Annotated in this window: 12 protein-coding genes; 9 read left to right on the top strand and 3 right to left on the bottom strand. The window is 49.0% G+C overall.

The window, feature by feature from the left end; translation table 11 throughout:
* Nucleotides 1-119: 119 nt before the first annotated feature.
* The 5 genes from hflK (at nucleotide 120) to IMCC21906_RS15125 (ending at nucleotide 4,987) form a co-directional block, all read left to right on the top strand.
* On the top strand, nucleotides 120-1,268 hold the full coding sequence (gene hflK, locus IMCC21906_RS15145) for an FtsH protease activity modulator HflK (RefSeq protein WP_047012861.1): 1,149 nt from the start codon (nucleotides 120-122) through the stop codon (nucleotides 1,266-1,268).
* A gap of 2 nt (nucleotides 1,269-1,270) precedes the next feature.
* Nucleotides 1,271-2,146 (top strand): protease modulator HflC, encoded by an 876-nt coding sequence (hflC, locus tag IMCC21906_RS15140; protein ID WP_047012860.1) that lies wholly within the window; start codon nucleotides 1,271-1,273, stop codon nucleotides 2,144-2,146.
* Between the two features lie 124 nt (nucleotides 2,147-2,270).
* Complete coding sequence (locus IMCC21906_RS15135; protein WP_047012859.1) at nucleotides 2,271-2,456, top strand: DUF2065 family protein; 186 nt, start codon at nucleotides 2,271-2,273, stop codon at nucleotides 2,454-2,456.
* 32 nt (nucleotides 2,457-2,488) lie between these two features.
* A complete protein-coding gene (locus tag IMCC21906_RS15130) occupies nucleotides 2,489-3,664 on the top strand; it encodes an ATP phosphoribosyltransferase regulatory subunit (RefSeq protein WP_047012858.1) in 1,176 nt (391 codons plus the stop codon).
* Between the two features lie 30 nt (nucleotides 3,665-3,694).
* On the top strand, nucleotides 3,695-4,987 hold the full coding sequence (locus tag IMCC21906_RS15125; RefSeq protein WP_047012857.1) for an adenylosuccinate synthase: 1,293 nt from the start codon (nucleotides 3,695-3,697) through the stop codon (nucleotides 4,985-4,987).
* 82 nt (nucleotides 4,988-5,069) lie between these two features.
* Here IMCC21906_RS15125 and IMCC21906_RS15120 read toward each other — a convergent pair whose 3' ends face one another.
* On the bottom strand, nucleotides 5,070-6,530 hold the full coding sequence (locus IMCC21906_RS15120) for an NAD-dependent succinate-semialdehyde dehydrogenase (RefSeq protein ID WP_047012856.1): 1,461 nt from the start codon (nucleotides 6,528-6,530) through the stop codon (nucleotides 5,070-5,072).
* 230 nt (nucleotides 6,531-6,760) lie between these two features.
* On the opposite strand from IMCC21906_RS15120, the gene IMCC21906_RS15115 reads away from it, so the two are divergent.
* Both IMCC21906_RS15115 and IMCC21906_RS15110 read left to right on the top strand, forming a co-directional pair.
* A complete protein-coding gene (locus IMCC21906_RS15115) occupies nucleotides 6,761-8,449 on the top strand; it encodes a hypothetical protein (protein WP_047012855.1) in 1,689 nt (562 codons plus the stop codon).
* Nucleotides 8,450-8,564: 115 nt separating this feature from the next.
* Nucleotides 8,565-11,255, top strand: coding sequence for a TonB-dependent receptor domain-containing protein (locus IMCC21906_RS15110; protein WP_231580289.1), 2,691 nt, complete (start codon nucleotides 8,565-8,567; stop codon nucleotides 11,253-11,255).
* A gap of 42 nt (nucleotides 11,256-11,297) precedes the next feature.
* Here IMCC21906_RS15110 and IMCC21906_RS15105 read toward each other — a convergent pair whose 3' ends face one another.
* A complete protein-coding gene (locus IMCC21906_RS15105) occupies nucleotides 11,298-12,398 on the bottom strand; it encodes a hypothetical protein (protein WP_047012853.1) in 1,101 nt (366 codons plus the stop codon).
* A 247-nt stretch (nucleotides 12,399-12,645) separates the two neighbouring features.
* On the opposite strand from IMCC21906_RS15105, the gene IMCC21906_RS15100 reads away from it, so the two are divergent.
* Both IMCC21906_RS15100 and IMCC21906_RS15095 read left to right on the top strand, forming a co-directional pair.
* A complete protein-coding gene (locus IMCC21906_RS15100; protein WP_047012852.1) occupies nucleotides 12,646-12,957 on the top strand; it encodes a hypothetical protein in 312 nt (103 codons plus the stop codon).
* Nucleotides 12,958-13,287: 330 nt separating this feature from the next.
* On the top strand, nucleotides 13,288-13,482 hold the full coding sequence (locus IMCC21906_RS15095) for a hypothetical protein (RefSeq protein ID WP_047012851.1): 195 nt from the start codon (nucleotides 13,288-13,290) through the stop codon (nucleotides 13,480-13,482).
* Nucleotides 13,483-13,486: 4 nt separating this feature from the next.
* On the opposite strand, the gene IMCC21906_RS17000 is transcribed toward IMCC21906_RS15095, so the two are convergent.
* Complete coding sequence (locus IMCC21906_RS17000) at nucleotides 13,487-14,461, bottom strand: transglutaminase family protein (RefSeq protein WP_082117568.1); 975 nt, start codon at nucleotides 14,459-14,461, stop codon at nucleotides 13,487-13,489.
* Nucleotides 14,462-14,644 lie beyond the last annotated feature (183 nt).

Here is a 14,644-nt window from a genome sequence, read left to right as displayed (position 1 = left end):
GGCCAATGATTTAGTCGCATTGCGACGGTTCGCGTCCAAATTACTAACAATGACAATATGTGATAGATCGTGAATGCGATTTATCTGGTGCCTCAAATTAAAAATCACGGGAGATAAATATGGCCTGGAATGAGCCGGGTGGTGGTAATAACGGTAAAGATCCTTGGGGAGGAAAAGACCAGGGGCCGCCAGATCTCGACGAGGCGCTGAAGAAACTACAAGACCGTTTGAGCAAGCTGTTTGGCGGCAAAGGTAGTGGTGGAAACAGCGGTAAAAGTGGCGGCGATTTTCAGGTTGGCAGTAGCACGCTGATTGCGGTTGCTGTTTTGGCTGTGATTATCTGGGGGCTGTTTGGTTTTTATCAGATAGATCAGCAGGAGCGAGCAGTCGTGTTGCGCTTAGGGGTGTATCACGCGACGGTTATGCCGGGCTTACGCTGGAATCCGCCGTTGGTTGATGAAGTCCAGAAAATCAACGTTACCAAGGTGCGTTCGGCGCACAGCCGCGGACAAATGCTGACCGAAGACGAAAATATTGTCGACGTTGCTTTGTCGGTGCAATACACCGTTAACGATCCGGCAAATTTTGTGCTGAAAGTAAAAAGCCCTGAACTGAGCTTGGAGCACGCCCTAGAAAGTGCGCTGCGGCATGTTGTTGGTAGCTCCAAAATGGATCAGGTTATTACTGAAGGCAGGGAAGAAATTGCGGTAGCCACTCAAATGCGGTTGCAAGCCTACCTGGATACTTACCAAAGCGGTATTTTGGTGGCCAAGGTGAATATTGAAGATGCTCAGGCGCCCTCTCAGGTGCAGGACGCATTCGATGATGTGACTCGCGCTAAAGAAGATCGGGAACGTTTGAAAAACGAAGCCGAAGCGTATGCCAACGGCATTATTCCTGAAGCTCGCGGTGCAGCCCAGCGTCAGCTGGAAGAAGCCCAGGCGTATCAGGAGCAGGTGATTGCCGAGGCAGAAGGTGAAGCTCAGCGTTTTACTCAGTTATTAACGGAGTATAAAAAGGCCCCTGAAGTAACCCGGGAGCGCTTGTACATTGACGCGCTACAAGACTTTTACAGCAACTCGTCAAAGGTCATGGTAGATGTGGATGGCGGCAGCAATATGATGTATCTGCCGTTAGATAAGTTGATGGATAAGAGCAGTGTTAAGCGGACTGGCAGCAGTCAAGATGTTGATATTCGCGAACTGACTGACAAAGTGGTAGAGCAACTTCGTCGGGATAGTCAAAGCACTCGTCGGGAGGGTCGCTAATCATGGATAGCCGTAGTTTTACCATTGTGATCGTGTTGGTTGGCGCCATTGTTTTGGGCTTCAACTCGCTGTTTATCGTTAAGCAAACTGAGCGAGCGGTAATGCTCAAGTTTGGTGAGGTGGTTAACCCCAATGTGCCACCCGGCTTACATTTTAAAGCCCCGTTTATGAACGTAGTGCGAAAGTTTGAGCGCCGCATTCTGACGTTGGACGCGCCGACTCAGCGTTTTCTAACGGTTGAGAAGAAGCCCTTGGACGTGGATTTTTATGCCAAGTGGCGGGTCACCGACACCCAAAAATTCTACACCGCGACTAACGGTGAAGAGATTCGTGCCGATGCCTTGCTGGCTCAGCGTATTAATACCGGGTTGCGGAACAAGTTTGGTGAACGGACCTTCCATGAGGTGGTGTCTGGTGAGCGGGATTTGTTGATGACGGATCTGACCCGTGATCTCAATACCATTACGGTGAGTGAGTTTGGTATCGAGCTTGTTGATGTGCGGGTGAAGCGCATTGACTTGCCTGCTCAGGTTAGCCAGTCAGTCTTTGACCGGATGAAGTCTGAGCGAGAGCGGGAAGCCAGAGAGCATCGTTCTACAGGGCGTGAATTGGCTGAGAAAATTCGCGCGACTGCGGATCGTCAGCGCACCATTATTTCTGCCAATGCCTACCGAGATGCGCAGATTATTCGTGGTGAAGGTGATGCCCAGGCCTCGCGGACCTATGCCGCTGCTTATAATGCCAACCCCGAGTTTTATGCCTTTGTTCGCAGTCTGCGGGCTTATAAAGCTGCCTTTAACAGCGACGGCGATATGCTGGTGTTAGATTCAGATAGCGAGTTTTTTCGTTACTTGAAGCAAGGTAATCTTAAGCGCTAGAGATAAGCCTTTGCATTCCTCGCATCGCGGGGACTGTGGTATCATTCGATCCCCCGGACCGGCCGAGACGGAAACGTCATCGGCCGGTGCGGTTTTTTTATGTATAAATAGGCAAGACCCTATCATGTGGCAGGAACTCGCCGTAGCCTTCAGTTTAGTGCTGGTTTTAGAGGGGCTTGCTCCTTTTATTTGTCCTGAGCGCTGGCGTTTATGGGTATACCGGCTAGCCGATATGGAGAGTAAGCAGGTGCGTTGGGTGGGCTTGCTGAGCATGATATCTGGGCTTGTTCTACTTACGTGGCTGCGTTAGCGGCGACCCTGCAAGAGAATTTGAAGAGCGCTATGACTTCGGTAGACCGCTGGTTACTCCCCGATGGTGTTGAAGAACTTCTGCCCGCCCAAGCTGCGCAGGTGGAAGATTTACGTCGCCGTCTATTGGACCTTTATCATAGCTGGGGCTATGAATTGGTGATTCCGCCTATGCTGGAATACACCGAATCATTGTTAGTCGGGCTGGGCAGTGATATTGATTTACTGACTTTTCGGGTCACCGATCAACTCACCGGTCGAATGATGGGCTTGCGGGCAGATATCACTCCCCAAGCAGCAAGAATAGATGCCCACAGTTTGAATCGCGAAGGCCCAGTACGATTGTGCTATGCCGGTAGTGTTTTGCATACTAAGCCTAAAAAACCGCTGGTCTCCCGTTCGCCTATCCAATTGGGGGCAGAACTATACGGGGATAATAGCCCGGCCAGTGACTTAGAAATTGTCTGTTTAATGCTGGAAACCCTGCACGTGGCGGGGCTGGATGGCATTACCTTGGACAGCGGTCATGTCGGCGTGTATCGGGCGGTGGTTGAGGCGGCTGGGCTTGATGATGTTCAAGAACAACGTTATTTCGATATTTTGCAACGCAAAGCGGTGACTGAGTTAAACGATTTTGTAGCGGGCTTAAACACAGATAATACGGCTGCCAAGTATTTGCTGGCATTGAATAGCCTGCATGGCGGGGCAGATGTCTTAAGTCGTGGCCGCGAGCTGTTCGCGGATATTCCTGCGGCTGTGGCGGCTATTGATTCTTTGACGCAATTGTCGCGGGCACTGATGGCACGGTTTCCAAACTTGCAGTTCTACTTTGATCTTGCCGAGTTGCGTGGTTACCACTATCACACCGGGCTGGTGTTTTCTGCGCTGGTGCGCGAGCACGGCCAGGCATTGGCCTCAGGTGGCCGCTACGACGATATTGGTCAGGTGTTTGGCCGGGCGCGCCCGGCAACCGGGTTTAGTATCGATCTAAAAGCATTACTGGGGTTGTTAGCTCCTGCAACACCGGCACCGGCAATTTATGCCGCTTTTAACGAGTCGCCGGAACATTGGCAGTTTGTTCAGCAATTGCGAGAGCAGGGCGAGCAGGTTATTGCTGGGCTTCCTGGTGAAGCGGTTGCCGGTAATTGTGATCGTCAGGTCGTTTACAAGGATGACAAGTGGGCTGTTGTGCCCTTGTCGTCTAATTAATATTTAATTCTTATCCAGAGACGCGGATATATGAGTAAAAATGTGGTGGTGCTGGGCACCCAATGGGGCGATGAAGGCAAAGGCAAGATCGTCGATTTATTGACGGATCAAGCTGAGGCCGTTGCCCGCTTTCAAGGTGGGCACAACGCCGGACATACCCTGGTTATTGGCGGCGAAAAAACGGTTTTACATCTGATTCCCTCAGGTATTTTACGCGATGGCGTGACCTGCTTGATTGGCAACGGTGTGGTCTTATCCCCCGAGGCCTTGTTGAAAGAAATGGGTGAACTGGAAGAGAAAAACGTACCGGTGCGGGAGCGTTTACGCTTAAGCCCAGCCTGTCCGCTGATTCTTCCTTATCATGTCGCCCTCGATGTGGCTCGTGAAGTTGCCCGTGGTGATGCCAAAATTGGCACCACAGGTCGCGGTATCGGTCCTGCCTATGAAGACAAAGTAGCTCGTCGTGGCCTGCGGTTGGGTGATTTGTTTAACCCTGAGCGTTTTGCGGTAAAGCTGAAAGAAGTGATGGAATATCACAACTTTATGCTGACCCACTATTACAAAGCTGACGCCGTGGATTATCAGCAGACATTGGACGATGCCCTGCGCATGGCTCTGGAGCTGCGGCCGATGGTGGTTGACGTGACCAGTGCTCTGCATGAGTACCGGGAGCAAGGCGCCAATATCCTCTTTGAAGGGGCACAAGGTTCCTTGTTGGATATCGACCATGGCACCTACCCGTTTGTGACGTCGTCGAACACTACTGCGGGTGGCACGGCGACAGGGAGTGGCTTTGGCCCCCTGTACCTCGATTACGTGTTGGGTATTACCAAGGCCTACACTACGCGAGTGGGCAGTGGTCCTTTCCCTACTGAGCTGTTTGACGACATCGGTGCGCACCTTGCCAAACAAGGCCATGAGTTTGGTGCGACCACCGGTCGTGCCCGCCGCTGTGGTTGGTTTGACGGTGTTGCTCTGCGCCAGGCAGTGCGCATCAACAGTGTAACCGGTTTGTGCTTAACCAAGCTGGACGTGCTTGATGGCCTGGAAACCGTCAATTTGTGCGTGGAATATCGCGATGCGAATGGGCAGTCTATTGCGGCGCCTTTTGATTGCGAAGACTACGGCGATATCACCCCGATTTATGAAGCCTTGCCAGGCTGGACTGAATCCACAGTGGGAGCCAAGTCTCTGGATGAGTTGCCCGCCAATGCCCGTGCGTATATTAAACGCATTGAAGAGATCGTCGGTGTGCCCATCGATATTATTTCCACCGGTCCTGACCGGGTAGAAACCATCGTGCTGCGCCATCCGTTTGATTGATTAGCCTTATAGCCTTGCGAAACAAAAACGTCAGCCTAGTGCTGGCGTTTTTGTTTGTAGGGTGCTTCAGCGTTGCTAGAATTTAAGCTAAACCACCCAGACAGAGATATTTAATCTCCAGATAATCATCCAGCCCGTACTTAGAGCCCTCGCGGCCAAAGCCAGATTGTTTCACCCCGCCAAAGGGTGCCATAGCGTTGGAAATCAGCCCTTCGTTGATGCCGACAATGCCGTATTCCAGCGCTTCACCTACCCGCCAGGTTCTGGCGATATCCTGAGTGTAAAAATAGGCTGCTAGCCCCGCCTCGGTGTTGTTCGCTGCGGCTACGGCGTCTTCCTCATCGTTAAAGCGTTGCACAGCAACAACCGGACCGAAAATTTCATCTTGGCAGATAGCCATCTCTGGCCCCACATTGGTGAGCAAGGTGGGGGGATAAAAGTTGTTACTGCCCATCTCTTCAAGTTTGGCTTGATAAGAGAGAACAGCGCCGTTGGCAATCGCGCTGTCAATGAGCTCCTGAACCTTATCGACGGCCTTTCTGTGAATCAATGGACCAATATCGACGCTTGATTCTGTTGCGGGTCCAACCTTTAAGGCTTTCATTGCCGATGTCAGCCCCTCAATAAATTGATCGTAAATGCCGCTTTGTACATAAACCCGATTGGTGCACACACAGGTTTGGCCCGCATTGCGAAATTTCGAGTTCATTAGACCCGCAATGGCAGCTTCTATATCGGCGTCATCAAAAACGATAAAAGGTGCATTACCACCCAATTCCATTGAGGTTTTTTTGACGGTAGTGGCACATTGGGCCAGCAAATTTTTGCCTACCGCGGTAGAACCCGTAAAACTCAATTTATTCACTGAGGGCGAATCGGTCATTGCTTGGCCGATAGCAGCGGAATCGCTGCCACACACCACATTAAATACCCCTGCAGGGATGCCAGCCTCTTCGGCGAGTACGGCCAGCGCCAATGCTGACAAGGGCGTCTCGCTAGCGGGCTTGGCGACAAAGGTACAACCGGCGGCGAGGGCAGGGGCTGCCTTGCGTGCCAGCATGGCATTGGGGAAATTCCATGGGGTGATCGACGTCACCACGCCCACAGGCTGTTTGATGACCATTAAGCGTTTGTCGTTGCTTGGAGGGGCAATAATATCGCCTTCAATACGCCGGGCCTCTTCCGCAAACCACTGAACATAACTGGCCCCGTAGGCAATTTCGCCCTTGGCTTCTGCTAAAGGTTTTCCCTGCTCGGTGCTGAGAATCGTTGCCAAATCATCTTGGTTGTCCATCATCAGCTCATACCAGCGCCGCAAAATAATGGCCCGCTCATTGGCCGTCTTACTTTTCCATGCCGGTAGGGCGGATTTTGCCGAGGCAATAGCGGCAAGGGTGTCATCGCCTGCACCATCGGCAACGTCCGTAATATGGCGGTTGTCGGCGGGATTGTTTATGGCAAATTGCCGAGAAGTGGCAGCGTCTTGCCACTGGCCATTAATGTAGAGCTGGGTTTGCAATAGGCTCATATTTTTTAATTGCATAAGTGCACCTCTCAAGCTATGTATCTCATGTGACAGCAAACGAGCTCAGGGTATCCACCTGCCGTGCAGGTGACAAAAAGCTATGTCGAAACCTGAGCCACTGTTATTAACGCCAAGTTGTCATTTAATTGAAATATTCCGTTCACAGTTCTGTCACGAAGCCCACCTAGTATAGCCGTCATAAACACACACCTAGAAAACCGAATCACAAGATTCTGGAGATACTTCAAATGAAAAAGCTTTTTGCATTATCGGCGATAAGTTCAGCGCTGTTGCTGGCGGCCTGTGGCGGTGGCGGTGACGTGAATATCAACGCCCAAAACAATTCCACCGGCAATGGCGGTGGCGGCGGTGACCCCGGTCAAACCAACAGCTGTGCCAGCTATTCGGATGATAATGGCACAACACGGCAAGGTTCATTGGACGGTGTTAACTGTGTGTACGGGACGGATTTCGTCAGCCTGACTAATCCCATTGATATTGGCCCAAGTTCACGAGTGACTTTTGTTAAGTTGGCTAATAATGGCGTACATGTATTTCGCGATAGCTTAGCGGTCGGTAAAAATTACGATAATGATGCCGACATGGCGGCTGCGGGTATCAGCGAAGGCGGTGATGGCTCAATCATTCAGATTGAAGCTGGCGCGACATTAGCATTTCAATCTTCAGACGATTATATGGTGATTAACCGTGGCTCGCAGATTTTTGCTGAAGGCGCGATGAATGATCCGATCACAATTACTTCAGTCAGTGATGCGGTTGAAAACAGTGTTGACCCAGAAGATGTACAGCAGTGGGGCGGTTTGATCATTAACGGCTTTGGTGTGACGAATAAATGCGCTTACACAGGTTCTGTTGATGGCGGTGATTTAGCGACTTCTGATTGCCACGTTGCAGCTGAAGGTAAGGCTGGCGCCGGTCAGACTCACTACGGCGGTGATAACAACGAAGACAACTCGGGTGTGTTGAAATACTTCATCGTTAAGCACACCGGCGCTCAGGTTGAAGAAGATAACGAGCTGAATGGTATTGCTTTTGACGCTGTGGGTTCTGAGACTAAGGTTGATTACCTGCAAGCTTACGCCACCTATGACGACGGTATTGAAATGTTTGGTGGCGCGGTCAATATCAGCCACTACGTTGCCTTGTATGTAAACGATGACTCTATCGATATCGATGAAGGCTATCAGGGCACTATTGATTACGCATTGGTTATTCAGTCTGAAACTGATGGCAACCGTTGCGTTGAGTCTGATGGTGTTGGTAGCTACGACGGTCGTACTGACGTTGCAGACTTGATTTCTCGGGGCTTGAACTCACGCGCCACCATCAAAAATCTGACCTGCATTATTTCACCATCTCAGGTGAGTGGTAAGGCAGACATTAACGGTGCTGACGGCACGGGTACCCATGAAGAAGGCCAGGGTCTACGTATTCGCGAAGCCCACTATCCAACTATCTCTAATGCGCTTGTAACAACAGCGTATCAAGCTGATCAAGCTCCTGATGCGGCTAACTGGTGTTTGCGTATTGATAATGAAGGTGAGAGAGCCGCATTGGAGGGTGATCTGGTTATCGAGCAATCAATCTTTGCTTGCCAGGATCTAACCGATGGTGATGACTTGGATGGTACGGGTACGACTCAGGAAACGTTTTTAACGGATAGTGGCAATCAGATTTATCAGTCTCTACCCGAAGGTGAAGATCCCACTTCTGCAAGCAATGCTGATTTGGAAATTCTTAATGGCTTCTACTCTTTGTTAGTCGGCGACATGGTTGTTGGTGGCGCTGCTGCCACTGTTACGCCAACCGAAGGACGTGCATTTGTTGGCGCAGTAACGGCTGATGACGACTGGACAGCTGGTTGGGCCTACGGTCTTGACCCAGCTAACCGTGGTCAAGCTCTGTGGTTTGAGTGATCACTAACAACAGATTTATGCCTTAAGCCGTAATCAAGAGGGCGCCTTACGGCGCCCTCTCTGTTGTAAACAGAGCAAAGACTAAGATGGGTCTAATCCGATGAAAATGCATGTAATGAAAAAAGCCCTGATGCCCGCTTTTACGCTCAGTGCGCTAAGCATTGCCGTTCAGGCTGTGGCGCAGGATGGGCCCGGCATGGAGCCGGTAAAAATTAAGCCGGTTGAAGAGGTTGTCGTTGTTGGGCGCTTAAAAAGTGGCGCTGAAAATTTGGTAATGGAGCGCTTAGAGCAGGAAGTTGCCGTCGATATTATTGGTTCAGAATTTATTGGCCGTGTTGGCGACTCTACTGTTGGGGCCGCCCTGCGTCGTGTTCCTGGCGTCACCTTGGTTAATGGCAAGTATGTTTTTGTGCGCGGCCTTGGTGAGCGTTATTCAAGCACCTTGCTTAATGGTGCATACGTTCCGTCTCCAGATTTGTCGCGCAGTGTTATTCCCTTGGATATTTTCCCGACATCCATTGTGCAGTCATTGTCTGTTCAAAAAGTTCATTCTTCTGATATGCCCGCAGCTTTTGGCGGTGGTTCTGTCGATATTCGCACCAAAGGTATTCCAACGGATTTTGTATTTAATGTTGAGCTGGGCACCGGCTTGAATACTGAGTCAGATGGTGACTTTTTGAGCTACAAAGGTGGTGGTACCGATATCCGGGGTGAAGATGATGGCACCCGAGCATTGTCGGGTAACTTGTTGCGGGCTTTGAATACTTACGGTGGCAGCCTGGACCGCAGCGATATATTGGAAGTTATGCGCCAGACTAACCCCAATGCTACCCTGGCAGATGCTGAGGCGGCTAACCGCGAACTGGCCACTGAGCTGTATCGTAATATCAACACGTATGAAGTGGATGGTGATCCCGATTTTTCGGGTGAAGTAAACTTGGGAAATCGCTTCTACCTAGGCGACGCTGAAGAAACCGAGCTGGGTTTTTTGACTGGGTTTTCTTATGACCGTCAATGGCGAAACGAAAAGTCGGTAGCCCGGGCTGTTAATGACGACACCATTGCTGACTATAAAAATGAAACGACTCAAAACGTGTCTATGGCCTTTAATTTAGGCTTTGGTTTGCGTTTAAACGAAGATCACTCCATCGATACTACCAGCCTCTTTCTGCGTAATACCGATGATAAGGTATCTATTACCGATCGCTATGATAACGAACGCCCTGAAAGCGGCGGTGTTTCTAACCGCTTGTATAGAATACGCTATGAGCAGCGAGAGCTAGAAGTTCATCAGATCCGTGGTACACACAAATTAGGTGAATATACCCGCGAAATGTTGGATTTGGATTGGTTGGAGTTTGCTGATGGCCTGGGTTTTGATTGGTATTACTCTGATAGCAGTTCCACGACAGAAATACCAAATGAAGTGGCTGTTGGTGCCAGCACAAACTTTGCTACCAATACGACGACGGTAAACCGTAACAGCTCATCGGCTGACTACCGTTTTACTGACTTAGAAGATGAAGTAGAGAGTTACGGCTGGGAACTCAGTATGCCGTTTTCGACTATGGATTGGACTGCTAAACTCAGCACCGGTATGGATTATTGGCAGAAAAGTCGGGTATACCGTCAGACCCAGCTTAGCTTGGGTACAGTGGATACTGATGCCGATTTGGTCGGGCCGTTAGATAAAGTGTATAGCGATAGCAATATACTGAACCCTGATTATGGCTATCAAATTGCGGTAGCGGGTAGTAATTCAGAGAGTTATATCGCCGTCAACAAAGTTGATGCCTACTACAGTAAAGTAGATGTCACTTGGCTGGATACATGGCGGGTTGTTGCTGGTTTGCGTTGGGAAGACTATCAGCAAGTTGGCTTGACTTGGGACCCGCTGGATTTTGATGGTATTCCAATTGTTACCAGCGAGAGCGGTGGTCAACAAGCGATTGCGGATGAGCTGAATGACGCTGTGTTTACTGATGATGATATGTATACATCGGTGGCCCTGACGTATATGCAGCCAGGCTTTCTTGCTGAAGATTTCCAGCTTCGATTTGGTTTTAGTGAGACTACCGTTCGCCCAGACCTTCGCGAAATTGCCGATGCCAGTTATGTTGACCCCATTACGGGTGCGTTGGTGTTTGGTAACCCGGATGTGGTGCCCTCACAGTTTAAAAACTATGACGTTCGCGCAGAGTGGTTTTTTAGCAACGGCGACAATTTAACTGTGTCACTGTTCTATAAAGACATCACTGATCCGATTGAGCAATTTCAGGCTGCGGCTGGTGATACCAATACGGCAGTTGAAATCATTAATGCTGAAAGCGCTGAAATTACGGGTATTGAAGTCGAGTTTATGAAAACCCTCGGCGAATTTTCTGATGCGCTGCAGTCCTTTTTTGTACAGGGTAACCTGACATTATTGGATACTGAGTTGGTAGCCGGGAACAAGGCAGATGCGCCTACTAATCCAAAGCGGGATCTGGTGGGTGCTTCAGACTACGCGGCAAACTTTATTATTGGTTACGACTCGCCTAATGAAATGCATGCTGCGACCCTGTCGTACAATGTATTTGGTGAGCGCTTGTACTTTGCTGGTCGTAATGGCGAACCGGATGCTTATGAGCAGCCCTTTCACTCATTGGATATGACGTACTCGTATTATCCAACAGAGAATATTATCGTTAAATTAAAAGTGATAAATATTCTTGATCAGGGCTTGGAAATTGAGCGTGAGGGTAAATTAACGTACGAAGAAGAAGTGGGTCGCACGCTATCTGCTAGTATCCAATACCAGTTCTGATGAATTTTAGCTAAGAACCTGAGGCGCCATTCGGCGCCTTTTTTATTGCTGCAATTTTAATCGTGAAGCCTTTTTTGCACTTTGTATGCTGGCGTTACGATTGCCTAATTTTTTGTAGACTAAGGCTTGAAACTGATAGAAGCGATATTGCTCTTTGTCGAGGCTGATCGCACGGTTAACAGCTCGTAATGACGCATCAAAATCACCTTGTTCGTATTCTTGTCTGGCTCGACCAAAGTGCCAAAAGGGGTTGGAACGTTGAAAGGCGAGGGATTGTTCCTCCAGTCGTTTGGCTTTTTTATTTTGATCCGTTTCTCTGTAAAGTCGGCCCAGATTATTGAGAGCGACTTGGTCTTGATTGTTTAAAAAAAGGGCCTGCTTATACGCCAGCTCTGCTTCGTGTTTATGTCCGTCTCGACGAAAAACGGTACCCAGATTCCCCCAGATATGGCCTGCATTGGGGTCTAGAAATAATGCACGATGCAGGTAGCGATAAGCACCGGAGGTATCGTCTTTATTCAGATGTTCTATGGCTCGATTATTGTAGTGTTGGGCGGCAGCGCGCTGGTCGCTAATGGGAGTCTGATGATAGTTGTAGTCATAGTTATCAACACTCAAGTCTACGACCTGAATATCTCCGTTTCCAAAATCTACAGCGGCATTAATATGCTGATAAAAAGCCATGCTGTTTTCGCTAATCATATCCCAGCTAGGGGGAATGGTGACTTCATTGTAGTAGGCATTTAGCCCAGCTTCTCTGGCCATTGCGATAAAGAGCGAACTTAAGGATAGACAGTTTCCCTCTTTTAAATAAAAGGTGTCTTTGGCGTTGAGTGTGGTGCCTGGTTCATATTTAAGTCCAAGCTGAGACGGCCGAATCATGGCGTCTAGTAGATAATTGAGTTTTGCCCGAGGTGATAGAACGCTGGGAACATTTTCTTGAACGAAAAAGCGCATTTGCGCATTAAGAGCAAGCAAGTTCTCTTCAGGGAAGAGCGGGTCAATCTGGTCGATTTGGTAAAGGCTTTCTGCTTGGAGCAGTTGTGCGACAGCATCTTGATTGGGTGGTGCTAACGGTGCTTGACTGGCACAGCTGGCGAGGATGGCTAGTAAACTGCCGACTGCAAAACGATTTAACGGCATGTGGTGCGCTCTTTATTTTTTGTTTTGAGGTCACGACTAACTATAGCGTGATAGCGTGATAGCGTCTAAATTTCTCAATCTGAGGCGGTATATTAGCGAGAAATGCTGTGAACCAACAGTAAGAGACAGTAGATTGTTGCAGAGGTTCTGCCCGAGGCAAAAAAGGCGGTAAAAATGTGCTCAGGTGTACAAAATGGGGTTTTTACATGTTAGCGTTTTAAGCCCTACGCATATTGGAGGAAGAATAATGAAATTTGCTTATTCCGCTGCGGCGGCAATTTTGGCAACTAGTCTGTCGTTAACCGCATTTGCCGGTAATCAGGACTGTGATAAGCCTGATCAGCCAAAAATTCCTGAAGGTGACAGCGCTTCAGAGAAAGAGCTTATTGCTACACAAAAAGTGGTAAAGGAGTATGTGGCTGCAGGTCAGGCCTACCTTGAATGCAATGATGCAAAACGAGAGAAGTTACTTGAAAGCTATAATACGACAGTTGATGAAATGAAAGAAACGTCTGATACGTTCAACAAGTCAGTCCAAGCTTTCAAATCGGCTAATTAATCACCTTTAAAACCGCATATTGCTCAGGCGCAAGCCGTTGGCCTGCTTGTTTGATAGATTCAATAATGGATCTCGTTAAGCATTTGGATCTGTCACAAGTAAAAGCCCTTTCATGGTTTGGAGGGGCTTTTTTGTGCAGTGATGAAAAACAATGCTTGTTTGCGCGGGGTGAATTCACAAAAAATTCATCAATTATTCCGTATTGTCATATTGTTGTAACTCTCCTGTCATATTTATGCCTCAGAATTCACCGCCATTAGCCCTCTTCTGTATTGGGCTGTTATGTCGCTGAATTGAACAGGTCGATGTCGACCTTTAGAGGAGAATATCATGGGTAATGCGCTTAAAGTGGCGTTGGTTGCAATGGCCTTTTTGCCAAGTTTGGTTTTGGCTGAAGAGCCTGTGAAGTTGATGGAAGAGGTGACTGTCGTGGGCGCCGTGCGTAGCAGTGATGCAGTAAAGGTTGCTGATATTGATATGGCCGGTGATGCGACTCTGGAAGAGATGCCTGTCGTTTACGAATAAGCGGTTAACGAGATTTAAGCTGCACCGCAGAACGAAGTTCGAGTTGGTGCAGCTGCTCATTAAGTTTTAGCAAGACCGCAGGTTCACCCTGGCTAAGTCCCAAAGTGATATAACCCGCATTGAATTTCCCCAAAGCACTGTCATAGTTCTGCCAGCCTTCCCCTGTCCATGCCTGCACCCAAGCATGGGGAACGAAGACAAAGCGCCTTCCCAGAAATCGATCGTTATTATATGCCAGCCCGATGACTACCCTGGTGGGGATACCCGCTGCCTTGCCCAACGTTGCCAGCAACAAGGCATGTTCCGTGCAATCGCCTGTTTGGTTTTGCCACGCTTCTAAGGCGGTAGCGTAGCCCGTATAGTCGGCAACTTCACTCATATGGCGGGTCACCAAACGTGTAAGAAATTGCATTTTTTCTGCGGCCGTAAAATGCTTCTTATCCAAACGTTGGGAGATCACGCTTTTAAAAACACGATTGTCGGCAGCAAGCCAGTAATTGCTTTGCAGCGCCTTGCTAAGTTGCGCCGGAGATGTGCTGGGTTCGTTTGCATTACAGTTGTTGCAAACGGTGAGTTGCCAGCCATTTTCGATCTTTTCGACTTTCTGGTCTCGGGTTATAGGTGGTTGTATTGAATTGGGGCCAATGAGTTGATAACGAATTTTTCCGGAAAGCGCTTGCTCACTAATGCGATAGGGTGAACGTATGATTTGCCGGTAAACATGCGTCTGCGGCACAAAGTCACTTAGAGCGCAGTCTTTATTACAGGTCTCTATGGCGAAAGCTTTGCCTGCGCTCTGACTCTGCTCCGCCAGGGGGTAAAAGTCGGCGTCAGTGTAAAGAATAGTGGTTGTTGGGTTTGTATCGTTATTGACGGTGCGGTGTATCTCCCAGTGATAATCGGCGTTGGTTTTTTGATTTTCTTCCCTGATTGAAGCCTTAATTTTAAAGGCGGTTAGACTAATATCTTCAAAAGCCATGTCAGAGAAGCTCCAACTGCTATAGCTTAGGCTTCGGCGTTCTCCGGTTTGTTGGTGCATTGCTAAACGCTGGCCTTCAGGAAGCAAGAAGTTCGCGGGTAGTGGGTAGCGCTTGTTATCGCTTTTGTTTCTACCTGGCTTAACAAGCAACGTATCGCCATCAACTACAGCGGTCATACGGTA

The sequence above is a fragment of the Spongiibacter sp. IMCC21906 genome, assembly GCF_001010805.1.
Lineage (GTDB): Bacteria > Pseudomonadota > Gammaproteobacteria > Pseudomonadales > Spongiibacteraceae > Spongiibacter.
Note: the sequence above shows the minus strand (reverse complement) of the source record. Positions and strands in the feature narration are given on the sequence as shown.